Source organism: Flavobacterium sp. B114r (assembly GCF_056824125.1).
This window is the reverse complement of record NZ_CP124858.1, coordinates 268425-293377: the sequence shown is the minus strand read 5'-3', so window position 1 is coordinate 293377 and position 24953 is coordinate 268425. Positions and strand designations below refer to the sequence as shown.

General features: G+C 32.9%; 17 protein-coding genes. 13 read left to right on the top strand and 4 right to left on the bottom strand.

Annotated elements, in window-relative coordinates; genetic code table 11:
- Positions 1–67 precede the first annotated feature (67 nt).
- Positions 68–2482 carry a TonB-dependent receptor gene (locus tag QLQ94_RS01385; RefSeq protein WP_482498916.1) on the bottom strand — a complete coding sequence of 805 codons (2415 nt, stop codon included), beginning with the start codon at positions 2480–2482 and terminating at the stop codon, positions 68–70.
- A gap of 325 nt (positions 2483–2807) precedes the next feature.
- On the opposite strand from QLQ94_RS01385, the gene argS reads away from it, so the two are divergent.
- Positions 2808–4586 (top strand): arginine--tRNA ligase, encoded by a 1779-nt coding sequence (gene argS, locus QLQ94_RS01380; RefSeq protein WP_427402762.1) that lies wholly within the window; start codon positions 2808–2810, stop codon positions 4584–4586.
- Between the two features lie 347 nt (positions 4587–4933).
- Positions 4934–5644 (top strand): hypothetical protein, encoded by a 711-nt coding sequence (locus QLQ94_RS01375; RefSeq protein WP_271334686.1) that lies wholly within the window; start codon positions 4934–4936, stop codon positions 5642–5644.
- Between the two features lie 284 nt (positions 5645–5928).
- On the opposite strand, the gene QLQ94_RS01370 is transcribed toward QLQ94_RS01375, so the two are convergent.
- Entirely contained in the window at positions 5929–7377 is a 1449-nt protein-coding gene (locus tag QLQ94_RS01370; RefSeq protein ID WP_482498913.1) for an IS1182 family transposase, read from the bottom strand.
- A gap of 155 nt (positions 7378–7532) precedes the next feature.
- Entirely contained in the window at positions 7533–8435 is a 903-nt protein-coding gene (locus tag QLQ94_RS01365) for a DUF6607 family protein (RefSeq protein WP_427402761.1), read from the bottom strand.
- A gap of 104 nt (positions 8436–8539) precedes the next feature.
- Between QLQ94_RS01365 and QLQ94_RS01360 the strand changes: the two genes are divergently transcribed.
- The 11 genes from QLQ94_RS01360 to QLQ94_RS01310 all read left to right on the top strand — a co-directional run bounded on the left by QLQ94_RS01360 (position 8540) and on the right by QLQ94_RS01310 (position 23779).
- A complete protein-coding gene (locus tag QLQ94_RS01360) occupies positions 8540–10651 on the top strand; it encodes a TonB-dependent receptor plug domain-containing protein (protein ID WP_482498911.1) in 2112 nt (703 codons plus the stop codon).
- Between the two features lie 17 nt (positions 10652–10668).
- Positions 10669–11760, top strand: coding sequence for an HmuY family protein (locus QLQ94_RS01355; RefSeq protein WP_482498909.1), 1092 nt, complete (start codon positions 10669–10671; stop codon positions 11758–11760).
- Between the two features lie 277 nt (positions 11761–12037).
- Positions 12038–13522 (top strand): SGNH/GDSL hydrolase family protein, encoded by a 1485-nt coding sequence (locus tag QLQ94_RS01350; RefSeq protein WP_482498907.1) that lies wholly within the window; start codon positions 12038–12040, stop codon positions 13520–13522.
- Positions 13515–14936 carry a GDSL-type esterase/lipase family protein gene (locus QLQ94_RS01345; RefSeq protein ID WP_271337405.1) on the top strand — a complete coding sequence of 474 codons (1422 nt, stop codon included), beginning with the start codon at positions 13515–13517 and terminating at the stop codon, positions 14934–14936. The genes QLQ94_RS01350 and QLQ94_RS01345 overlap by 8 nt, the downstream gene beginning before the upstream one ends.
- Position 14937: 1 nt before the next feature.
- A complete protein-coding gene (locus QLQ94_RS01340) occupies positions 14938–16623 on the top strand; it encodes an MBOAT family O-acyltransferase (RefSeq protein ID WP_271337406.1) in 1686 nt (561 codons plus the stop codon).
- 187 nt (positions 16624–16810) lie between these two features.
- Positions 16811–18163 (top strand): signal recognition particle protein, encoded by a 1353-nt coding sequence (gene ffh, locus QLQ94_RS01335; RefSeq protein ID WP_271337407.1) that lies wholly within the window; start codon positions 16811–16813, stop codon positions 18161–18163.
- A 145-nt stretch (positions 18164–18308) separates the two neighbouring features.
- Positions 18309–19193, top strand: a complete 885-nt coding sequence (locus tag QLQ94_RS01330; protein WP_271337408.1) for a bifunctional 5,10-methylenetetrahydrofolate dehydrogenase/5,10-methenyltetrahydrofolate cyclohydrolase — start codon at positions 18309–18311, stop codon at positions 19191–19193.
- 1088 nt (positions 19194–20281) lie between these two features.
- Positions 20282–20896 carry a hypothetical protein gene (locus QLQ94_RS01325; protein ID WP_271337409.1) on the top strand — a complete coding sequence of 205 codons (615 nt, stop codon included), beginning with the start codon at positions 20282–20284 and terminating at the stop codon, positions 20894–20896.
- A gap of 9 nt (positions 20897–20905) precedes the next feature.
- Positions 20906–21196: a winged helix-turn-helix domain-containing protein gene (locus tag QLQ94_RS01320; protein WP_055093284.1), complete on the top strand. Its 291-nt coding sequence runs from the start codon at positions 20906–20908 to the stop codon at positions 21194–21196.
- Between the two features lie 59 nt (positions 21197–21255).
- Positions 21256–22641 carry a DUF4153 domain-containing protein gene (locus QLQ94_RS01315; protein WP_271337410.1) on the top strand — a complete coding sequence of 462 codons (1386 nt, stop codon included), beginning with the start codon at positions 21256–21258 and terminating at the stop codon, positions 22639–22641.
- Between the two features lie 211 nt (positions 22642–22852).
- Positions 22853–23779, top strand: coding sequence for a magnesium transporter CorA family protein (locus QLQ94_RS01310; protein WP_271337411.1), 927 nt, complete (start codon positions 22853–22855; stop codon positions 23777–23779).
- 240 nt (positions 23780–24019) lie between these two features.
- On the opposite strand, the gene rluF is transcribed toward QLQ94_RS01310, so the two are convergent.
- Entirely contained in the window at positions 24020–24871 is an 852-nt protein-coding gene (gene rluF, locus QLQ94_RS01305; RefSeq protein WP_271337412.1) for a 23S rRNA pseudouridine(2604) synthase RluF, read from the bottom strand.
- Positions 24872–24953 lie beyond the last annotated feature (82 nt).

Sequence of the window (24953 nt, the reverse complement as noted above, 5' to 3'; positions counted from 1 at the left end):
TGGAGTTGGCAAACTCCAGGCTTTTCTTTTCTACAAGAACTATTAAAATCTACTATTAAAAGTGGGATTAAAACATTCCGCCACCACCTTTACTAGTGTTATCTTCTCTTTGTTTACGTTCTAAGTTTTTGATTTTTGCTCCACCAAAATTATACGTTAAACCTAAATAAACGGTTTGACTCTCCCATTTAAATTGGCCTTCATGTGCATAAGGATACATAGCATCAAAAGAATATTTCATAGTATTGAAAACGTCATTGAAACGTAAACTTATGTTCATCTTGTTGTCTAACAATGTATAACGTGAACCCATGTCCATTTTGTACATTTCATGACTATTATTTTGAAGTCCGTCAACTCCACCTCTGTAAAAACCAAATAATAAAAAGCTTAAACGTTTGTTTACTTTAAAGTTGGAATTCATACGGCCATTAAATGCTGCAACAGTGACTTTTCTTTCAATTGGACTACTTGTTTGTGTTACAGGATCGTATGCGAATACAACTCCTTGTTGATTGATGCTTGAGAAATCAATAGATGGCGCGATATCCCACCATTTTGTGATTTTGTAATTAAAAGAAACCTCAAATCCATAAGAAGTATTATGATCATAATTGGTATAAGTCAAGATTTGTTTGTTACCTGTTGGATCTGTATCATCAGGATATAAAATTCTGCTAATCTGATCGTTGATACTTCTGTAGAAAACACCAGTTGTAAAACTTCCTTTTGTAAAAGTTTTAGTGTAATTTACTTCAACAGAGTTGGTGAATTGTGGTCGCAATTCAGGATTTCCTATCGATGTTACTAATGGGGTCGAAAACTCACGGATAGGTTTGGTTTGCTCTAAACTTGGACGGTCTACACGACGGCTATAGCTAAATTGCAATGTGTTTTTCTCATTCAGGTTGTACGTTAAATAAGCTGATGGATATAAAGTAATATAATCATCATTAAATTTTTCAAGACCATGATTTAAATTAGCTGCTACTTTATAGCTTTCAAAACGTGCTCCTAATTGGTAACTGAATTTTTTAAATTTTTGACCAAATGTTACATAAGCCGAATAAATATCAGTGTCATAAGTATAATTAGAAACAGGTATTGTTGCAAGCGGATTTCCTGTAATATAATCATTGTCAGTTTTAGTGATTCTTGCTTCTGCACCAGCTTCAAGAGTTGTTTTCTCGTTTAAAGGATTTACGTAATCAACGTTTAGAGTAGTCAGTTTACGTGTTCCTTTTATAAAGTCATCATAAATAACATTGTTTTGAGTATTGTCAGTATTTATGGTTTGAGTATCAAAAGAGGAATACTGAGTTTCTTTATTGTCGCTATAATTTCCTTCGAAATCTAAAGTATGTCCTTCTTTTTTAAAGATATGTTTGTACGCTAAATTATATGTACCAACCTGGTCTGGTCCCGAATATTTAGATTTTTGAAAGATTTTTGAAACGTCAGAATCAGTTACATTATTATAATCAATAGCAGTATTTACAAAACCTTTTCCGTTTGATTTATTCTGATTGGTGTAGAATGATAAAGTATTGTGATCATCGATTAAATAATCCATTCCAATTTTATATAAATAAGAATCATTATCATTCAAAACATCGATTTTTTGAATAACTTCAGGATCGAATCTTTTGATGAAACCGTCGTTTTGATACGTTCCAAAATTTTGTCCTGCGTTTCCAAAGAAATTTACTTTACCTGTTTTGTAATTCAAGTTTAAAGATTGATTGTATTTAGCCGTTTCTCCAAAGGTGATTCCTCCACTGTAACTCCCGTTGAAACCTGTATTTGTGTTTTTATGCAAAACGATATTGATAATTCCGGACATTCCTTCAGGATTGTATTTTGCACTTGGATTGGTGATCAACTCAATTTTTTTGATAGAAGTCGAAGGAATTTGTTTTAGCAATTGAGCGGGATCAATATTTGATGGTCTTCCGTCAATTAATACACGAACATTGTCATTTCCGCGAAGCGAAAGTTTTCCGTCCTGATCCACATTTACTGATGGAATGTTGTTCATGATGTCAGATGCAGAAGCTCCTGCCGTGGTTAAATCTTTACCAACGGTAATTACTTTTCGGTCAATTTTTTGTTCTATTGTCGAGCGGTCACTTACTATATTTACTCCTTTAAGTTGCGTTGCTTCTTCTTCTAGGGAAACATTAATTGTAGCTGTTTTTTTATTATCGCCTAAAACAATCGTACCAGTATATTTTTTGAATCCAATGTATTGAATTTCGATCGTATAACTTTTTAAAGCTAAGTTTTTAATGGTAAAACCTCCATTGTCGTCTGTATTAACTCCTGTAACTGCTTTTCCGTTGTCTTTGATCGAGACTGTTGCGTAAGAGATAGGTGCGTTATTCGATTTTTCGGTAATTTTTCCGGAAACTGATCCGGTGTTCTGGGCCTGAGCTGTTGCAAATACCCCCAGTAATGCGAACAGAAAAAATTTTAATTTCATAATGTTAGTATCGATTATTTTGATTTGATTGATGATGATTGTTTTTTTGTTTTTTGTTAGTTTCTTTTTTTCTTCAAACGAATTCAAAGTTCTTATTAAGACTCTTTTATCACCGATATGTTACAGAAAAAAACAAAAAAGATTATGTTTTTTTTAAGAGAGTCTGTTTTTTAATAGATTAGCGTTTTAATTTTTTGATAATTTTAACATTCAAAACAAAATACTTTTTACATATATTGAAGAGTTTTGTTGTATTTTATATGTTTTTCATTTTCTGTAATTGCTGAATAAGCAGTATCTTTGCTCACTTTAAAAATAAGTTTACATGTCATTATCACAAATTCTTACTCCTTCTATACAAAAAGCAATACAAGCATTATTTGATGTTACTGTTGATAAAATCGAATTTCAAACTACTCGAAAAGAGTTTGAAGGCGATATTACTATGGTTATTTTTCCTTTACTAAAAGTGATCAAAAGCAATCCCGTAGAATTAGGAAATAAAATAGGAAATTATTTAGTAGAGAATCTTCCTGAGGTATCACGTTTCAATGTTGTTTCGGGTTTTTTGAATATTGTAATTGCCGATAGTTATTATTTGAGTTTCTTTAATGAAATAAGAGAAAATCAAAAATTTGGATATTTTACTCCAAATCCTGATGAGAAAGCCATTATGGTCGAATACTCTTCGCCAAATACTAATAAACCTTTACACTTAGGTCACGTTCGTAACAATTTATTAGGGTATTCTGTTGCTGAGATTATTAAAGCTTCAGGAAAAAAAGTATACAAAACACAGATTATCAACGACCGTGGAATTCATATTTGTAAATCGATGCTGGCTTGGCAGAAATTTGGAAATGGTGAAACTCCGGAAAGCTCAGGTCTAAAAGGAGATAAACTGGTTGGTAAATATTATGTTGAGTTTGATAAAGCTTATAAAGCTGAAATTTCTCAATTGATGGAAGCTGGAAAAACCGAAGAAGAAGCTAAGAAGCAAGCCCCAATTATTATTGAAGCACAAGAAATGCTTAAAAAATGGGAAGCCGGTGATGAAGAAGTTATTTCTCTATGGAAAAAAATGAACCAATGGGTTTACGATGGTTTTGCAATAACATACAAAAATTTAGGAGTTAATTTTGATAAATACTATTACGAAAGTAATACCTACTTATTAGGAAAAGATGTTGTACAGATAGGTCTGGATAGTGGTGTTTTCGAAAAAGATCCTGACGGTTCAGTTTGGATTGATTTAACAGATGAAGGCCTGGATCGTAAAATTGTATTGCGTTCAGACGGAACTGCTGTTTATATGACACAAGATATAGGAACTGCAATTCAGCGTGTAAAAGATATGCCTGATGTTGGCGGAATGGTTTATACAGTAGGTAACGAACAAGATTATCACTTTAAAGTATTGTTCCTGATCCTGAAAAAATTAGGTTTTGACTGGGCTTCAAGTTTGTATCATTTGTCATACGGAATGGTTGATTTACCATCAGGAAAAATGAAAAGCCGTGAAGGTACTGTTGTAGATGCTGATGATTTAATGCAGGATATGACAGATACTGCACAACAAATCTCAGAAGATCTGGGCAAACTAGATAGTTATTCTGCAGAGGAAAAAGCTAAATTGTATAAAACAATTGGTCTGGGAGCTTTAAAATATTACATTTTAAAAGTGGATCCTAAAAAACGTATTTTGTTTAATCCGGAAGAATCTGTTGATTTTGCAGGAAATACAGGTCCGTTTATTCAATATACTTACGCGAGAATTCAGTCAATTATCCGTAAAGCCGATTTCGATTTTTCGGCACAAACCAATACGGAAGAATTGCATGAAAAAGAAAAAGAACTGGTAAAACAAATCGAACTTTTTCCGGAAGTAATTCAAAATGCTGCTCAAAATCATAGTCCTGCTTTAATTGCCAACTATACATATGATTTGGTAAAAGAATATAACTCTTTCTATCAGTCAGTTCATATATTAGGAGAAGTAGATCAAACAAAGAAAATATTCAGAGTACAGCTTTCTCAAAAAGTGGCTGAGGTAATAAAGAGTGCTTTTACTTTACTAGGAATCGAAGTTCCCGAGAGAATGTAAGCGTAATAAATAAAAAATAAAGTCTTAAAAATTTAGGAGTCGATGATTGTAAATTATCGACTCTTTTTTTTTTGAAAAAAGTCTATAATTTACGATTAGAGAGTTCCTGAAAAATGAAATAATTATTATGAAATGGTTAACGATTTTATTTGAAAATTTTCTTGTAAAAAAAATAAATTAACATTTGCAAATGTCGTTTTTATAGCTAAGTTTACGGTAAGAAAATGATTTATAAAAATAGCCTAAAAAGCCAGTAAATATAGGAGATGAGCTAATTTTTTTTCTCTTTTAAGATAAGCGAGGAAGCTGAAAATCGTAAGAGTAAGCAAAACTAAAAACCCAAAACAATGATTAAAAACCCTTTTTTATTACTAGCACTTCTTCTAGTATGTTGTACAATTAATGCACAAGATTTAATTTCGCCTTCTTATGGATTTTCTCATAGTAAAACGGCTTACATTACTTTAGCTGACGGAACTGAAATCAACGGAACTATCAAAGATATTGATAGAGACAAAGGATTAATTGAGTACATTAAATTACAAGACGGAGCTGGAAAAAAACACAAACTAAAACCAGAAGATATTAAATTTATGTACTTACCTCCAAGTGGACTTGACAACTTAGGTAAGAAACTTAATTTCCTTGAAGACTTTAAAAAATGGAATGACACTAAGTTAAACCAGGATTTTTTAAATCAAGGTTATGCTTATTTCGAAACAGCTGATGTAAAAATCAAAAAGAAAAACAGCAAATTATTAATGCAATTGCTTAATCCTTCATTCAGTAAAGATTTTAAAGTTTATTGTGATCCTTATGCAAAAGAAACTACTTCATTAGGAGTTGGTGGCGTTAAATTTATTGGTGGAGATGCAAAATCTTACTACGTAGCTAAAAAAGATTCACCGGCATTCTTGTTAAAGAAAAAAGATTACAAAAAAGAGTTTGCTCCATTATGGGGAAGCTGTGAAAAAGTAATTTCTGGAAATCCTGAGCCTAAATGGACAGATTTAACAAAACATATTGTTGCTTATTCTGAGTGTGTAGATCCAAGTTAATACGTAACAAGATAGTCTATATTTGATCCTGATATTCTTTAATAGATTTTCAGCTTAATATAGCAAACAAAAAAAGCCGATAGTTCCAGAAGAGGGCACTGAAAAACATCCCTTATTTTTGATCAGGTTTATTTTTTAGACAATAAAAAACGCTTATAACAGGATTTAAAAATATCCGTTATAAGCGTTTTCGCTTTATAACTGTTTTTTATTTGCGGTTACATGAGTCTGTTTTTGACTTATAGAGAGGTGTTTTGAGTAATCATGTTTTGGGTTGTAATTTCTTATATCAATTTCAGTATTCTTTTTAAATTGACCGTAAAAATAGCCATTGCACCTTGCATTTGCATACTATCTATCCCATAAGATGTTGCTCTGTCATACCCATGTACATTTTTTAGTTCACTGTTTTTGGCTTCTATTTTGTATCGGTGTTTTGCTTTGTCTTTGTAGAAGTCGGTTTCCTGAAAGGCAATTTGTTTTTGATGTAAATTAGATTTTACTGTTACAGAATATATTTTTGTCTTTGATCCGTCTTTGTAACATCCTTCTTTTAATGGACAAGACTTACATTTTTCGACATCAAAATAATGGGTTTCTGCTTGATTTTTTCCGACATTTTTTTTGCCCTGTTTGGCTTTTCGTATAGCTATATGCCCTGCAGGACAAACAAATCTATCGGCATCTTTATTGTAATCAAATTTATCTTCCTCTTTTCTAGCTCCTTGCGCTATTGTAATATTTAGTTTGGCTACCACTTTAATATTTTGATCGCTCGCTTGCTTGATATTTTCTGTTCCTGTATAAGCTCCATCGCCAATAATAGTGTTTACATCAATTCCATTTTTTTGACTAATCTCTAAAAGTTTCGGTAATTGCGGACCATCTCCTTTTTCTCCTGAAGTTACTACAGCTGCTGTAATGATACGCTCTTCTGTCATCGCTAAATGAGTCTTGTATCCAAAGAAAGAGCTATCAGCAGATTTATGACCTGTTTTAGCATCTGTATCTTTTGATATAATAAAATTTCCCTGAGTATCTTCTATCGTTTCTTTAAGAAGATTTAGCTTTTCTTTCACAGCTGGTATAGAACTCAAAGATTCTTCTTTTTCTATGCGCTGTTCCAGTTCTTTGCAATAGGCTAATTCTTTTTCTAATACATTGGTGTCATTTTTCTTGGGCATCTGCTCTTTGAATTGGTCATCAAATAAATATACCGTTTTTCGTAGCAGTTTAGATCGCTCTCTCAATACATCAATTGCTGAAAATGGATTGGATCTCGATAAAGTATGTGTGGCATCAACTATAATAGATCTGGACTTAATGATTCCTTTTTCAATAGCTATAGATACTGTTTTGCCAATGAGTAGATTTAATAAGTCGGTGTCCTTTAGACGCAATTTCCTAAACTTTGTCAAGGAGCTTGGATTTATGACGCCTTCCTCCGGAGCCATTTCTAAGAAATATTTAAAAGACATATCAAAACGCGAACGCTCTACTACATCAACATCAGAAACGTCATAGATTGTTTTTAGAAGCAAATACTTAAACATGCGCACTGGGCTCTCTGCTGTGCGACCGTTATTGGAACAGTATTTATCTAATAACTCATCGTAGATAAATGAAAAATCTATTAGTTCGTTGATTTTCCTTAGCAGATTATCCTTTGGAACGATTAAATCATATAATGAAGAATAGGGACTAAACTGAATTTGTTGCTGTTGAATTAACATCTAAAAAGCCTTATGATTACACCCAAAAGATACAAAAAAAAAGAGTAGAAAACTTTTAGCTTCTACTCCTTTAATTAAAAATTATTCCTGAAAAGGACTTTTTCAGTGCCCTCTTCCAGAACTATCGGCTTTTTTAATAACTAACACAAATATTTTTATTTTACAAATTTGTCTATAATTGCATCTGATTCTGCTTTTGTAGCAGTTGGTTTTAAATCAAATAAAAGAGAATAAAGCGCTTTTCTGTCTACTTTAGCTTCCAGGTTTAAATCTTTGTGTCTGTCGAACAATGTTTGCCATTTGTCACGAACATTTTTCCAAAGAGCATTGTTTTCTTTCCACCATTTTTGCCCGGCGATACATTTAATGTCTGCAACTTTAGTATAAATATCCATACCTTTTTCCTGAGCTAATAATACATCTTTTCCGCTTTCGTCACGAATCAATTTGTCATTGTCTTGTTCATGATTCCATCCTGTAGCAGTAATTTCGTGAATGTTTCTTCTTTTCAAAACATTGTAGTCATTACGTTTAGTTTGCTCTCTTCTTGGTAGAGGAGCATCAGCAATGTTTGCCCAGTAATCTTGTCCGTCTACATGTACCCAGGTTGATGATCCTTCGTATCTTGGACTATCATCTACCTGATATACTTTTTGGGTCCATTGTCCTTTTACGGCTTTTTTGTCTAATTTTTTATATTTCCATGAAGACCCTTTGTCAAATGAATACAAATCAGTGTTTTCGTATAGCCAATCTTGTCTCCAGTGTTTGATGATCATATCGTCACTTACTATTAATAAGTGTTGCATTACAATTTTGTTAGGAGTGTCTTCTAGTAACTCTACCCATTCTAATGCAGATTCGTGTTTAGTTTCAGAAGGTTTGTAAGTAAGAGAATCTTTAGGATACTGAAAAGTTTCAGCAAAATTAAACTTCACTTCATAGCAACCACACATTGATTTGATTGATTTAATGTCTTGTTGCTTTTTATCCTGACTGAAACCAAGGCTACAAGTCAAAGCCATAACGGCTGAAAAATAGAGGCTTTTCGAAATCATAATTTATTATTTTGTTTTAAATTTTTTTGCAAATATATAATTTTATTTAGAACAAATAAAAATAGTTTATATATTTGCGCCATTATTAAGACTTAATAAAAATAATGAAAATAAAATTTATCCTTTTTGCAGCTTTTCTTTTTTGTCAAATTTCTTTTGCACAAGTAAAGGATACTACTGCTGTAAATAAGCTTTCTGAAGTGGTTGTGACGGGACAGTTTGAGCCACAATCTATTAAGAAATCTGTTTTTAATGTTCGTGTGATCTCAAGCGAGGACATTCAAAATTTAGCGGCAAATAATTTGTCCGATGTTTTAAATCAATACTTAAATATTACAGTTCGACCAAGTGGAACAAGTGGGCGATCTACAGTTTCCTTATTTGGATTGGATGCTCAGTATTTCAAAATTTTGGTAGACAATGTCCCTTTAGTTAATGAAGCAGGCTTTGGTAATAATACAGATCTGTCACAAATTAATCTTAATGACGTTGATCACATCGAAATTGTCGAAGGTTCAATGGGAGTTAGTTATGGTGCAAATGCGGTTAGTGGTGTTCTGAATATAATTACAAAAAAATCTTCGCAATATAAATGGGGTATTACGGCATCAGTTCAGGAAGAAACAGTGAATAATGAATATTCACTTTTTGATCAGGGACGCCATATTCAGTCGTTAAAAGTTTCTCATACATTCAATAAAAATTGGTTTGTTTCAATTGGAGCCAATCGCAATGATTTTCAGGGATATTTAAGTGATAAAAATGGGGTCGATTATGCTGAAAATGATGGTACACGTGGTTATCGATGGTTACCAAAAGACCAGTTAAACGGCACGGCTTTAATAGCGTATCACAAGGATAATTTTCGTTTTTTCTATAAATTCGAATATTTAGATGAAAACGTAGATTATTATAATAGTACAGTACAATCAGGATTTAATGATGTTTTAGGGTCGTACCGCTATGCAAGTGACAAAAGATATTTAACCAGCAGGTATTTTCATAACTTAAATGCTACTGGAAAACTATTCTCTCAGTTAAATTATAATATTTCTCTTTCGCACCAGAAGCAGGCGAGAGATGTAGAAGATTTTAGATATTATCTATCTACTAAAACTGAAGCGAACAATGTTACTGTTAAAGATCAGTCTATGGAAGTGCTTTATTCTACAGGGACTTTAAATAACTTTTTCTCAAGTAAAATTGTTGATTTGCAATTAGGTTATGAGTTCGTTAATAATCGAGGATATGCATTAGTTCAGGAAGCTAATAATATCATGGTACCTGTTCGTAAAATACTTGAAAACTATGATTTTTTTGCTTCTTCAGAAATTATGGCGAGCGAGAGATTGTCTATCCGACCAGGAATTCGATTTTCTGCTCAGTCTCAGTTTGACAATCAATATGCATCATCTCTTGGTTTAAGATATTTGTTTGATAAAGGAATTGAACTTCGGGGTTCTTATGGGAACTCTTTTAGAACACCAACTTTTGAGGAATTGTATTCAAAACAAATATTTGACGGACACTTTTTTACAGGTAATGAAAATCTTATTCCTGAAACCAGTACGTCTTATGAAGCCAGTCTTAAAAAAGCGACTACATTTTCTTCGGGAGCACAGCTTTCGAACACATTTGCCGCAAGTTACTTAGATGTTAATGATAGGATTGATATGGCACTTGTAAGATTTAATCCGGATACAGGAAATCCGGAGTATCAATATGTGAACATCAGTAAATACAGAATGTGGAATTTCTCTACAATGAACCAATTCAGAAAAGATAATCTAACTTTTAACTTTGGTGCAGCATTAATTGGAGTTTCTCAGGAAATAAAAAATGAGGTATTTGCTTCAGATGATAAGTTTCTTTATTCTTTCAATTTAAATGCTAGTGTTTCATACAAACTTCCAAAATGGAAAACTATTCTTTCAGGTTATTACAAATACAATGGCAGAACACAGCAATTTATAGAAGGAGCTTCATCTTATGTCTTATCGACAATTGATCCAAGTAATTGGCTTGATGCTACTGTTCGACAAAACTTTTTCAAAGATCATTTTGAAGTTACCATTGGGGCAAGAAATATTCTTGATATAAAAAGCGTAAATCAAACAGGAACAAATCCAAATGCTGCACATGCTTCTTCAGGGGATGTAATGCTTGCTTACGGGCGTTCCTACTTTTTAAAATTAACATATAATCTTAATCTTTAATATAAAATAGAAATACAATGAAAAAACTATTATTTTTATCAATAGCCTTATTATCACTAGCAGCATGCTCAAGTAATGACGATAATACGCCTGCACCTGAAGTTCCAACTGTTGGGGCAACATTAAAAGAAACAGTAGGTGGGCCAAATCAGCCAAATCAGGTCTATCTTGATTTAAGTGCTGCAGAATCTAAATCTGTAAACAGAGCTTCTTGGGATTTTGGATTTTCTTCAAATTCAGAGTTTAGAGTAATCCTGAATGGTTCTCTTAAAATGGCTGCAAAAAAATTAGCAACTTCTGATATTACTTTACCTCAAACAATTGATATAAGTGTTTTAGCTGCTGGTGGTGAAAATCTCTCATCAAACGGATATGTTGATAATCCAACAGGTGTTTTGGCTGGTGCCGGAGCGGGAATCGGAACTGCAGTTGCTGAGATTTCAGCTACTGATGCAGATAATAAAGTATATTTAGTGAATTTAGGATTAGCTGTTGGAACTGCAAAAGCAAACATTGGATCAGTGGCGGTTGATGGTGAAGCAAGAGGTTGGAAAAAAGTTAGAATTTTAAGAAGTGGAAATGGATATAAAATTCAATACGCAGATTTAGCTTCATCAACTTTTACAGAAAAAGTGATTACGAAAGATGCAGCATTTAATTTTACATTTTTTAGTTTAACTTCTGGTACTGCTGTCTCAGTGGAACCAGCAAAAATAAAATGGGATTTGAATTTCACTACTTTCACAAATTACATTCCAGGTGAAAAAGGAGAAGTTACTTACGGATATTCAGATTTTGTTACTTCTAATATAAACGGAGGAACACAAGTTTATCAAGTTTTAGTCGCTTCAGGAGGATCTTATGCCGATTTTACAAAAGCTAAAGTTGAGGAATCTAATTTTAGCGTTTCTACAAACGATCAAAGAATTATAGGGGCAAACTGGAGAAATGGTGGCGGACAAAATGGTTCATTGCCAAGTATTAAAACAGACCGTTTTTATGTAATAAAAGATGCGGCTGGAAATTACTATAAAGTAAAATTTCTTGCAATGACAAATGACGCAGGCGAAAGAGGAAATATTGTTATAGAATATGCGATCTTGAAATAAACAATAATAAAGGAATAATCTAATTAAAAAAAGATTATTCCTTTATTGATTATAAATATATCCGATTAAAATTCAGTTAATCATTAGCTTTGTTTTTTTATTTTTTTTTGATAAAGAGGTTAGATTTATCTAACCTCTTTTTTTGTTTTATTTTTAATGTTAAAAACAATTCATAAATTAATGTTTAGTTCTATCTTTGCGCAACTTTTTATAAGGAATTAATAGGAATTTTGAATAAAAATTTTAACTAAACCTTTCTTCAAATTTATAATTACTAGTGAACACAAAATCTTATTTTTTTCAGTCTTTTGCAATTGTAGCCTTAGCATTCGTAGCTTTCATTGGATTTAAACAAATCTTACCTGATAAAATTTTTCCGGATAGCAAAGTAGATTCTAAAAACGTACTTATTGATAGTTTGCTTTTAGAATCAGTAGCAAACGATTCTTTGGCGCTAAAAGGAGATAGCATTTCTGAAAGTGAAAAAAAGGAAGCGGGAGAGAAAATTACTTTTGGAGCTTCAGAAGGAATTGAATTTCCATCTGAAACTTTTGAGAACTATACAGGATATCAATATCTGATTTCTTTTTATGAAAAATTATATCAGTTAGAGAAGAATCCACAAGCCAAAGTAAGGATTGCTTATTACGGAGATTCAATGACAGATGGCGATTTAATCGTACAGGATGTTCGTTCTAATTATCAGGAACGATTTGGCGGTAGCGGTGTTGGTTTTGTTTCTATTACCTCAGAGTCTGCTGCATCAAGAGCATCAGTGAAATCTACTTATTCTAAAAACTGGAAAACACAGTCCTATTTAAATATAAAAAGCCCGGCGAGTCCTTTTGGGGTAAATGGCCATGTGTTTTTTGCAAATAATAATGCCAACACAACCTGGGTTCAATATGAAGCAGGACTAAATAAATATGCGACCACATTAGACAACCCTACCTTGTTTTATGGAAAGTCAACAAGAAAAGGAAACGTAAATTTTATTATTGGAAAAGATACATTACGTAAAAGTCTTGTTCCCGGTAACCTCGTTAATACTTTAAAAGTGACTTCGGGAAACATCAAAGCATTTAAGGCAAATTTCATAAATTCAGATTCAATTCCAATTTATGGCTTTAATTTTGATAACGGAAGTGGAGTTCATGTTGATAATTTCTCTCAAAGAGGAAATTCAGGACTGCCAATCTCTATGTTTAACGCAAATGTAATGCAGGGATTTAATAGTAATTTGAAATACGATTTAGTTATTCTGCATTACGGAACCAACGTTTTAAACTACGGAACTAAAAATTATTCGTGGTACGAAAGAGGAATGACAAAAGTGGTTAATAAAATTAAGGAATCTTTTCCCGGAGTTTCTGTCTTGATTATTTCAACAGCAGATAAGTCGACGAAATATAATATGGAAATGAAAAGTGATTCGGCCGTAGTTCCTTTAATGAAATCACAAAAAAGATATGCTTTGGATACTGAATCCGGATTTGTAAATTTATATACCTTAATGGGCGGCGACGGATCAATGGTAAAATGGGTAGATGAGTCTCCGGCAAAAGCCAATAAAGATTATACACATTTTAACCAACGTGGTGCAAAAACTATAGGTAAGTTATTATACGATCAATTAAATAAAGGATACGAAGAGTACAAAGTATTACGCGAAAAGAGATCAACTGATGTCAATAAACGGAAGACAGTCAGGAAAACAAATACAGATTCCGTATCTGTAACAAAAGATAGTGTAGATGAGTAGACTTATTATTTTCTTTTGTTGTCTTTTTTTTACAACAAATGATACAACAAAAGAAACAGATTCACCGCCAATAACAAAAAACATGATTCATAAAGTCGAGAAAGCAGCAATCGATTCTTTCCCTGAGGATAAAATCTATAATGCAAAAGTCTTAGAACATTTTTTTCTGAAATTAAAGGAAAACGAAAGTCATAGTAATCAGAAGATAAACATTGTGCACATTGGTGATTCTCATATTCAAAGCGATTTAATGACCAATGAAATCAGAAAGAATCTTCAGCAAAAATTCGGAAATGCCGGTCGGGGATTGGTCTTTCCTTATCAATTGGCAAAAACAAATGGTTCTTATAACGAACGTTTTTATTCCAACAGAGGTTGGGAAAGTTATCGAAACATTAATCCTTTCAAAAGTCATCCTGTTGGTTTAAGCGGAATAGCACTTTGGCGGGATACTGGTGGTTTTGCGATTGAACTGAATATAAAAGAACCAGCATATAAATTCAATTCAATAAAGATTATTACACCGCAAAATCAGAATATGTTTGATTTGGCAATATCTTCCCAAACAAAGACGATTCAGTCGACAGAGCGAAAAATAATCACACATAAAATAAAAAAGGGAGAAGCGATTTCGACTATTGCAGATAAATACAAAATTTCAATCGCTGATATCAAAAGAGAAAATCATTTAAAGTCTAATAATATTCGTGCCGGAAGAATATTGAAAATTCTGACGAATGAAACAAGGCCTAAAAATATTACAAGTTCAGAATTTATTGCTCTTGATCTTGAAGCCGATTCATTTTCTCATTACTATCATTCTGAAAAAGAGTTGAGTAAAATATTTTTAGTTCCTAATAAAGAGGCTTCGAAATACGAATTGAACGGATTAGTTTTAGAAAAAGACAGTTCAGGCTTAATTTATAGCAATATTGGAGTAAACGGAGCTAAATTTTCAGATTATAATAAATACCCATTATTCTTTGTCCAGTTAAAAGCATTGCATCCTGATTTGTTGATTTTTGCATTAGGAACAAATGAAAGTTACGACCATATGGAAGCCGGTGCTTATATAGCGGAATTGCGACTGTTTATAAAGAATATAAAAGATCAGAATATCGATGCTCCTATAATTGTTATGACACCGCCGCCTTCACTGCTTAAAGCAAGAAGACCTAATGTTTATATTCGTGATTATGCAAAAAGTATTATTGAAGCAGCAAAAACAGATGGATTTGCAGTTTGGGATTTATATGACGAATTTGGAGGAATGGATGGAATTCAAAATTTAAAGTCCACAGGGTTAATTGGTCCGGATTGGGTTCATTATTCAAAAACAGGATACGAAAAACAAGGGAATTTGTTTACAGAGGCATTTTTAAAAACATACGATAATTTTAAATTAAAAAATTAAGTTGACTACAATTGATAGCATAAATAATTGGTTTGTTCAGAACTTTGGCGAGGTTACTTTAGAACAGGCAAAAAGTTGGTTTGTATACAATCCCGAAGAAAAACTATTATTTAACACGGGATTATTCTTAGGATTATTTCTTGTTTTTTATTTTGTGTACGCTTTTTTACGCAAAACATTTTATTTGAGATTAACATACGTTATTCTCTTTTCTCTTTTCTTTTATTATAAGTCAAGCGGAATTTATTTTTTACTGTTATTACTCTCTTCAGTCGTAGATTACGGTTTAAGTCAGATAATTTACAGAGAAGCAAAAGTCAGCCGAAAGAAAATCTATTTGATTATTAGTGTCATTCTGAATTTAGGATTGCTGGGCTATTTCAAGTATATGAATTTCATGATTGTGACATTCAATGATATGTTTCATGGTAATTACCAGCTTCATGATATTTTTCTGCCTGTTGGAATTTCGTTCTACACGTTTCAGTCGATGAGTTATATCATTGAGATTTATCGTGAGGAAATTAAGCCAACAAAAAACTACATCGAATATTTATTTTTCGTTTCGTTTTTTCCACAGTTAGTTGCAGGGCCAATTGTTAGGGCAAAAGATTTCTTACCACAGATTTATCAAAAGTTAAACCTGACCAAGCAAGACGTAAACAATGCTTTGTTTTTGATCATTGGCGGATTAATCAAGAAAACAGTAATCTCAAATTATATCTCTATAAATTTTGTTGACCGTGTTTTTGACACACCAATGAATTACACGTCCTTCGAAAATTTAATGGCGTCATACGGATATGCAATTCAGATCTATTGTGATTTCTCAGGATATTCAGATATGGCAATCGGAATCGCTTTGCTATTAGGATTCAAATTACCGGCCAATTTTAGAACGCCATATAAATCAACATCAATTACTGATTTCTGGAGAAGATGGCATATTTCGTTATCAACCTGGTTAAAAGATTTCTTGTATATTTCTATAGGAGGAAATAGAGAAGGAACATTCGCAGGGTTTTTATTTCCAAGTTTATTTTTCTTCGGATTGTTGCTTTGGGGAATTTCGAACGTAAACGAAAGTTTTATTCCGTTAGCCATTGCTTTTGGCGCAATTGTTCTTTTTAGTCTGACATTTTTACTTTCAAAAAAGAGACACCAAACGCTTGTAACCAATTTCAACTTATTTACCACAATGCTTTTAGGAGGATTATGGCATGGAGCGGGAGCACAGTTTATTGTTTGGGGAGCATTACACGGATTAGCATTAGCAGTTCATAAGATGTTCATGGAATTTTTTCCTTCCAAAAAAGAAGGTAATGATTCAGGTTTCTTATGGAAATTCTTCTCGATCCTTATAACTTTTCATTTTGTAGTTTTCTGTTGGATCTTTTTCCGCGCCAGAGATTTCGAAACAGCCTTACAGGTGATCAACAATATTGGTCAGTTGACTTTCGAACCTGAAAATTGGAAAACAATCGTATTGGGATATAAAAACGTATTTTTACTAATGCTTTTTGGATACGTTTGGCACTTTTTACCAGAAGTTATTACCTCTAAAATGAAATTTGTTTTCGATAATACGCCACTAATAGGAAAAGCAATAATTCTTGGTTTTGTTTATTGGATTGTTTACGCAACAGCAGTTGCAGGTTCACAGCCTTTTATTTATTTCCAGTTTTAAAAAATATTGCCACAAAGGCACAAAGGCGCAAAGATTTTATTCTTTGTGCCTTTTTTTTGAAATATTGCCAGAATAAAAATAAAAAACTTCGTGTCTTTGCGTCTTCGTGGCAAAAAAATGCCCTTAAATAAAAATTGCCTGAAATGTCTAATTAGATTATCTTTGCACTTCAAATAAAGAAAAAATTATGTTTGATAATTTAAGTGATAAGTTAGATAAAGCCTTCCATATATTAAAAGGGCACGGTAAAATTACAGAAGTAAACGTTGCCGATACCTTAAAAGAAGTTCGTCGTGCCTTATTAGACGCCGATGTTAACTTTAAGATTGCTAAAGATTTTACAACCAAAGTAAAAGAAAAAGCAATTGGTCAGGACGTTTTAACAACACTTCAGCCAGGACAATTATTGGTGAAGTTAGTAAAAGATGAACTAACCGAGTTGATGGGTGGCGATGTTGCAGGAATTAATCTTTCAGGTAATCCAAGTATTATTTTGATGTCAGGACTTCAGGGTTCTGGTAAAACAACTTTCTCTGGTAAACTAGCCAATTTTTTAAAAACAAAGAAAAATAAAAAACCACTTCTTGTAGCGTGTGATATCTACCGTCCTGCGGCGATCAATCAGTTGCATGTTGTTGGGGACCAAATAGGTGTTGAGGTATACTCAGAGCCGGAAAATAAGAACCCCGTTGAGATTGCTCAAAACGCAATCAAATACGCAAAAGAAAACGGTTTCAATGTTGTTATTGTTGATACTGCCGGTCGTTTAGCAGTAGACAAAGAAATGATGGACGAAATTGCTCGTGTTCATAAAGCAATTCAGCCACAGGAAACTTTGTTCGTTGTAGATGCAATGACAGGACAAGATGCTGTAAATACAGCAAAAGCCTTCAACGATATTTTAAATTTTGATGGAGTTATCTTAACCAAATTAGATGGAGATACTCGTGGTGGAGCTGCAATTTCGATTAAAACAGTTGTAAACAAACCAATCAAATTTGTAGGTACAGGCGAGAAGATGGAAGCAATTGATGTTTTCTATCCAGATCGTATGGCGGAGCGTATCTTAGGTATGGGTGACGTTGTGTCGCTTGTAGAGAGAGCACAAGAGCAATTTGATGAAGAAGAAGCAAGAAAACTTCAAAAGAAAATTGCTAAAAACGAATTCGGTTTTGATGACTTCTTAACGCAAATTCAGCAAGTAAAGAAAATGGGTAACATGAAAGACTTAGTCGGAATGATACCTGGTGCTTCAAAAGCCATGAAAGATGTAGAAATAGAAGATGATGCTTTCAAACATATAGAAGCAATCATTCACTCGATGACACCAATCGAAAGAAGCAAACCTGCCATTATCGACGTAAAAAGAAAAGCCAGAATCGCTAAAGGTTCCGGAACGAAAGTCGAGCAAGTAAATCAGTTAATGAAGCAATTCGATCAAATGAGCAAAATGATGAAGATGATGCAAGGTCCGGGCGGAAAAAACCTGATGAAAATGATGGGAGGCATGAAAGGAATGCCAGGCGGAATGCCGAGATAATAAAATAAGAAAAAAGTTTCAAGTTTCAGGTTTCAGGTTTTGAGACTGAAATTTGAAACTTTTTTCATTATAATAAATTTAATAAGTTTCGTTTTAACGTGAACCTGAAACTTGAAATAAAAAAATAAACCTGAAACAAAAAACAATGCAACTACTAGACGGTAAAAAAACAGCTGAAGACATTAAAAACGAAATTGCAGCCGAAGTTCAATCGATAAAAGATGCCGGAGGAAAAGTACCTCATTTGGCAGCCGTAATCGTTGGTACAAACGGGGCAAGTTTAACTTACGTAGGGAGTAAAGTGAAATCTTGCCAGCAAATTGGCTTCGATTCTACTTTAGTAAGTTTACCGGAAGATATTACCGAAGATGAGTTATTAGCCAAAATTAAAGAGCTAAACGAAGATGATGATCTTGACGGTTATATTGTTCAGTTGCCTTTACCAAAGCATATCGACGAACAAAAGATTTTATTGGCAATTGATCCTGATAAAGATGTTGATGGTTTTCATCCAACAAACTTCGGAAAAATGGCTTTAGAGATGGAAAGCTTCATTCCTGCGACACCATTTGGAATCATGCAATTGTTAGAGCGTTATAAAGTTGAAACTGCCGGAAAACATACCGTTGTTATTGGCAGAAGCAATATCGTTGGCCGACCAATGAGTATTTTAATGAGCCGTAAAGGAAATCCTGGGGATTCAACCGTTACTTTGACACATAGCCGAACTAAAAATTTAGCTGAATTTACTAAAAATGCTGATATTATAATTACAGCTTTAGGTGTTCCTGAATTTTTAAAAGCAGATATGGTAAAAGACGGAGTAGTAGTAATCGACGTTGGAATCACAAGAGTTGACGATGCTTCAAACCCAAAAGGCTACGTTATAAAAGGTGATGTTGATTTTAACGAAGTAAGCAAAAAGTCATCATTCATAACTCCGGTTCCTGGTGGAGTAGGACCAATGACAATTGCAATGCTGCTTAAAAATACACTTTTAGCAAGAAAAATGAGAAGCGCGAAAAAATAATTTTTGCATCAAATAATAAACAAAGCCTATTCAATCGAGTAGGCTTTGTTGTTTTATATACTTTGGGCGTGACCGTATTTACAAAAGGCGCTATTTAACTCGCCTTTTATGTGCGCCTTTCGCAAATACGGTCGGGCTATCTATGCTACTTCGGTAGCTTATTCCTATCCCTCACGCGAGCAAAACAGTTTTCATTCTCAGTCTCAGTTTTCAGCACAATCTTGTCATTTCGATTTCTATGATATAACCAAATTTTTTGTCTTTTTCAACGGATTTTAATCTGTTGCTACAACATAACGCATTCCTCTTGAATTTTAGAAAGAGTTCCGGAGGAACAAAATATATTGTAGGGATGTCCCGATAGCTATCGGGATTAATCCATTCTCCGCAAAGTTTAAACACAGTTCATCTCGACGAAGGAGACCCGAGCGATAGCGAACAGACGAAGTAGGTCACACAAGAAACTCGACAAAGATTGGCGAATATCTTAACGGACATAATAGTGAGATCTCTCGTTTCGAGATAACAAACTATGTGGTTACTTCTCTGTCTATTTACACATTCTTTAAATTAATGACATTGCCTTACGGGACAAAAAGAATATCGATAATTTTTTTCTGCCAATATTTAGTCTCTAGTAACTACTCCGTTAGGAGTTACAGATCGGTAGAAAAAATATACAGCCAACCAATGGAATATCCCGTAGGGCAATTTCATTAAGTTAAGCTTTTTTGAATTGGCTCCAGCTTTAGCTGGAGTTTACATAAGATCAATCTAAATGGCTTTAGCCAAAAATGCGTGATTCGGCTAAAGCCATCTTAATTACGCGTATTCAACACCACCAGCTTCAGCTGGTGGCTAGTCAATAAATTAAACACTTAAAAATTTGGTGACTCTTTGTTTGAAAATTGGTTGGTCACAATTGCCTTAAAAAAGCTTAACTTAATGACATTGCCCGTAGGGATTACAGATTCAGACAAAGCAGAATCAATTTATACGTATGAAAAATAATCATCATAAAAAAAATCAGTTTTTCTACTTGTCAATTCAAAATAAAATATAACTTTGCACTACAAAGTACTTTATTTATGAGTCAGAAGCACCAAGAAGATTTAGCACACATTCGTTCCATGATGGAGCGCTCTTCACGATTTATATCCTTAAGCGGGCTCTCAGGAGTTTTTGCAGGTCTGTCAGCATTAATTGGTGGATTGTATGTTTACCAGTTGTTTAAAGCAAACGGAATTGAATATTTTGGCGGACAACAAATTATTATTCCTTTTAGTTTAGTATCTCAATTGTTTTATACTGGTTTGATCATTTTGGCTTTTGCTTTTGTATTTGGACTTACTTTTACCATCAGGAAGAGCAAAAAATATGATTTACCAATTTGGACTTCTGCAACAAAAAATATGCTATTCAATTTGGCTGTTCCCCTAGTGGCGGGAGGTATATTTTGTCTGGCACTTTTACATCATGAAATTTATGGTTTAATTGCTCCGGCAACTTTGATTTTTTACGGTTTAGCACTTATTAACGCTGAGAAATATACGTTTTCAGATATTAAATACTTAGGTTTCTGTGAGTTAGTTTTAGGGTTTGTTTCTCTTTTTTTTATTGGATATGGTTTAGTTTTTTGGATCATTGGATTTGGTATTTTGCATATCTTGTACGGGCTAATAATGTTCAAAAAATATAAATAAATCCACGCAATGGGAATCATTGATAAACTAAATAAAGATTTTGAAAGCCGCGTCAGATTGGGTATTATGTCCGTTCTGATGGTCAATGAATGGGTTGATTTTACTGAGATGAAAAATCTTCTGAATATTACAGATGGCAATCTTGCCAGTCATTCCTCAGCACTTGAAAAATCAGAATATATCGAAGTCAAAAAAGAGTTCGTGGGCAAAAAGCCTAAAACCTCTTATCAGGTTACTCCCAGAGGACGTGCGGCCTTTAAGGAACACCTTTCTTACCTTGAAAAATTAATGAAATCGTAATAACTATATTTTTTTACCTAAATACTTTGAAATGCAAAGTACTTTTAAAATTTAAAATCATGAAGAAACACCAAATTATCCTAGCTTGCAGTATAGTATTTACACTGCTTTTTTACAACGAGTCAATAGGAGTAAACCTCGCTATTTTTGGACTATTATTAACCGGTTCCATCTGTTATTTCTTTCAGGATCGGTTCACAAACAGATCACATTTAATTTTGGTTGTTACTTCCGTTTTATCTTGTTTGGCTTTTGCCTGGTACGGCGACTTTGTTTCTTTTCTGGCTTTGGCACTATCAATTTTGTTTTTGCAATTTAAAACCCAGGATTCAAAACTTAAAATAATACTAGTTTTACCGCTTGTATTTCTAAATGCATTTGCTTCGATAGGTCGTATTTTTATGTTTAGCCAATGGCTGCCTGAAAGAAAAATTCATAATAACTTCGCCAACAAATTGGTCGCTTATTTCGTTATTCCTGCGATTTTTTTAATAGTCTTTTTTACAGCCTATTCTTTCGGAAGTACTCATTTCTCTTCCTTACTTACAGATTATACTTTAGATCTCGATATTGTTGAAGTAATCTTAATTGGAGTTTTAGGATTTTATATTTCATTCAGTTTCTGGAATTATTGGGTACCGGAAGTTTGCTATGAGAAGAATGAATTACTGGACAATGATTTTAAAAATATACCCGAAATTAAAAATCAGAATACATTTTCGTTTTTAGATATTGACTTCGAGCGAAAAAGTGGTGAGATAACTTTACTATTGCTGAATTTTATGCTTTTGATTTTTATTATTACTTACAATTACGAGCAGTTTTTTGAAGTGATAGAAAAATCAAACCTGAGTGCTGATACACATGAGAGAGTTAATTCAGTAATCTTTTCTATAATCATGGCGGTGGGAGTAATTATGTTTTATTTTAAAGGCGGTTTCAATTTTGATAAAAAAGCAGTTTGTCTAAAGAAACTGGCTAAAATTTGGATTATCTTAAATGGTTTGTTGATCGTAAGTACAGTCATCAAAAATTCAGAATATATTTCAGTTTTCGGATTAACCTATAAACGATTAGGAGTTTATGCTTTTTTGATCTTAGCTATTATCGGTTTGGTCTTTGTGTTTTTTAAAATTACAAAGCAAAAAACAAATGCTTATCTGGCCAACCAAATGGTGTGGTATTTTTATGGAACCGTTTTATTGTGCAGTTTTTTCAATTGGGGAAATCTAATAACGAACTATAATATCTCAGTCAATAAATGTGTAGAGCCTATGTTTTTGAGTGGTTTGAATTTTAATGATGACGCCCGAAGAGAGTATTTTTCCAAGCTTCATTTAGAAGGGCAAAAAAATGAAATTAATAAAGAAGAACAAATTGATAAATATCAAAATAAAACATTTTTATCAAAAGCTTTGTATTATGAGTTTCTAAAAAAAAAATAATAATCTTAAAAACCGTCTTACTCTGATTGTTTAGACGGTTTTTTTAATGTCTAAATATTGCTTTAAAGTTTTGGGTTTTAAAAATATAAGGATACTTTTGCAGCACTTAAAAAAAACTACTTCTTCAATGGACGATTATTATTCGTTAGTATTAAATTAAAATAGCTTTTTGAATTTTTCAAATTGCTAGATAAAACCCTGCAATTTTAAAATGAAAGCTTTTTACAATAACAACAACGGATTAATCGAGACAAAAGAATGGACTCCAAATTGCTGGATCAATATTGAATCTCCGTCAGAAACAGAAAAGAAATATTTACTTGAAGAACTTCAGATTCCTGAAGCTTTTTATAATGATATTGAAGATATTGACGAAAGACCTCGTGTAGAATTGGAAGATGGATGGACACTTATTATCATGCGTGTTCCTATAAAAAGTAATGATATAAAGCTCCCTTTTCAGACTATTCCGCTTGGTGTAATTTTTAAGGATGATATCTGTGTTACAATCACTTTTTACAGAACAGAAATCATACATGATTTTATGTTGTATTCGCGACGTAAAAATATTGTAGTTAAGGATAATTTTGATTGGGTTTTGAGATTGCTCTTGTCATCAAGTGTTTGGTATTTGAAGTATCTGAAACAAGTGAATCAAAAAATAAAATTAGCAGAGGATAATTTAGAGAAATCGATTAAAAATGAAGAATTACAGGCGCTTTTACAAATAGAGAAATGTTTGGTATTTTTTATTACATCGTTAAAAGCAAATCATGTTTTGTTTCACAGAATTAAGAATTTAAAAGCCCACCGAGAACATTTTGATCCGGATTTGTTAGAAGATGTTGATATCGAATTAGGTCAGGCACAGGATACGGCTAATATTTACAGTAATATTTTGACCGGAATGATGGATGCGTATGCTTCTGTAATTTCTAATAATATGAATAATATAATGAAGCAAATGACTTCTATTTCTATTATTTTAATGATTCCCACTTTGATTGCCAGTTTGTACGGAATGAATGTCCCAAATGGTTTAGAAGAAAGTAAATATGGTTTTTGGATTCTTCTTTTTGTATCCGTTATATTGTCTTCTTTTGGCGCATTTTTATTTAAAAGAAGAAGATGGTTTTGATGAAATATAAATATCAAATGAATAATACAAATCAAGAATTGAAATGTGCCGTTAGGGACTAAATATTGGTAGTTATTATAGATTCGAGATATCTTGGCGTGCCGTAGGTACGCAACAAAATGATAACTATCCGATTAGTGCCTAACGGCACTAATCGGATAGTTTTAATTATTGACTGGAATGAATAACAAAATACCCTTTCGTTTTTAGCGAAAGGGTATTTTTATAAGATCAATTTATTTAATAGTCTCCTTTTTTCTTAAATCTCGGATCATCCTTTGAGATAAAATCGGTTCTTCGTTTAGGAACATCGTCTTTCGATAGAAAATCCGTTCTTCGTCTGGGAGCTTCAGGTTTTGGTAAGCTTGCTTCTTCGGTTTTGCTTGATGGTTCAATTAAATGATTTAATTCTTTAATTTCGTCATCAGTCAAATCGCGATAGCGTCCAACCGGAATATCTAGTGAAATATTGATGATTCTGATGCGTTTAAGCGCTGTAACGTCATAACCCAGGTATTCTGTCATTCTACGAATTTGGCGATTTAAACCCTGTGTTAAAATGATTTTAAAAGTAAATTGACTAATCTGTTCTACTTTACATTTTTTGGTCACAGTATCTAAAATCGGAATTCCATTTCCCATACGTTGTATAAAACGTTCTGTGATAGGTTTGTTTACCGTAACGGTATATTCTTTTTCGTGATTGTTTCTGGCGCGTAAAATTTTGTTTACGATATCACCATCATTGGTCATGAAAATTAATCCTTCACTCGCTTTATCCAATCGCCCAATTGGGAAAATACGTTTTGGGTAATTAATATAATCGACAATATTATTTCGAACTTCAAGATTCGTTGTGCATTCAATTCCAACAGGCTTGTTGAAAGCCAGGTATACTAATTTTTCGTGCTTCTCAACAATCAATTTTCCGTCAATACGTACTTCATCGTTTTGTGAAACTTTAGTTCCCATTTCAGGTACAACACCATTTATTGTCACGCGTCCTTCTTCAATAAGTTTATCAGCTTCACGGCGGGAACAATATCCTGTTTCACCAATAAATTTATTCAGACGTTTTAAATTCTCTTCCATAGTGCAAAAGTAAGCAAAATTTAGATTTGTTAGATCTTTAGATTGTTAGACTTCTTAGATCGTTGGATCATTTTGAATGCGA

What these genes read in the sequence shown, in the direction of transcription:
- QLQ94_RS01325 (WP_271337409.1), top strand. Translation starts at nt 20,282, where the DNA reads ATGAGTCAGAAGCACCAAGAAGATTTAGCACACATTCGTTCCATGATG.
- rluF (WP_271337412.1), bottom strand. Translation starts at nt 24,871, where the DNA reads ATGGAAGAGAATTTAAAACGTCTGAATAAATTTATTGGTGAAACAGGA.
- ffh (WP_271337407.1), top strand. Translation starts at nt 16,811, where the DNA reads ATGTTTGATAATTTAAGTGATAAGTTAGATAAAGCCTTCCATATATTA.
- QLQ94_RS01310 (WP_271337411.1), top strand. Translation starts at nt 22,853, where the DNA reads ATGAAAGCTTTTTACAATAACAACAACGGATTAATCGAGACAAAAGAA.
- QLQ94_RS01370 (WP_482498913.1), bottom strand. Translation starts at nt 7,377, where the DNA reads ATGTTAATTCAACAGCAACAAATTCAGTTTAGTCCCTATTCTTCATTA.
- QLQ94_RS01385 (WP_482498916.1), bottom strand. Translation starts at nt 2,482, where the DNA reads ATGAAATTAAAATTTTTTCTGTTCGCATTACTGGGGGTATTTGCAACA.
- QLQ94_RS01365 (WP_427402761.1), bottom strand. Translation starts at nt 8,435, where the DNA reads ATGATTTCGAAAAGCCTCTATTTTTCAGCCGTTATGGCTTTGACTTGT.
- argS (WP_427402762.1), top strand. Translation starts at nt 2,808, where the DNA reads ATGTCATTATCACAAATTCTTACTCCTTCTATACAAAAAGCAATACAA.
- QLQ94_RS01330 (WP_271337408.1), top strand. Translation starts at nt 18,309, where the DNA reads ATGCAACTACTAGACGGTAAAAAAACAGCTGAAGACATTAAAAACGAA.
- QLQ94_RS01360 (WP_482498911.1), top strand. Translation starts at nt 8,540, where the DNA reads ATGAAAATAAAATTTATCCTTTTTGCAGCTTTTCTTTTTTGTCAAATT.
- QLQ94_RS01315 (WP_271337410.1), top strand. Translation starts at nt 21,256, where the DNA reads ATGAAGAAACACCAAATTATCCTAGCTTGCAGTATAGTATTTACACTG.
- QLQ94_RS01345 (WP_271337405.1), top strand. Translation starts at nt 13,515, where the DNA reads ATGAGTAGACTTATTATTTTCTTTTGTTGTCTTTTTTTTACAACAAAT.
- QLQ94_RS01375 (WP_271334686.1), top strand. Translation starts at nt 4,934, where the DNA reads ATGATTAAAAACCCTTTTTTATTACTAGCACTTCTTCTAGTATGTTGT.
- QLQ94_RS01355 (WP_482498909.1), top strand. Translation starts at nt 10,669, where the DNA reads ATGAAAAAACTATTATTTTTATCAATAGCCTTATTATCACTAGCAGCA.
- QLQ94_RS01320 (WP_055093284.1), top strand. Translation starts at nt 20,906, where the DNA reads ATGGGAATCATTGATAAACTAAATAAAGATTTTGAAAGCCGCGTCAGA.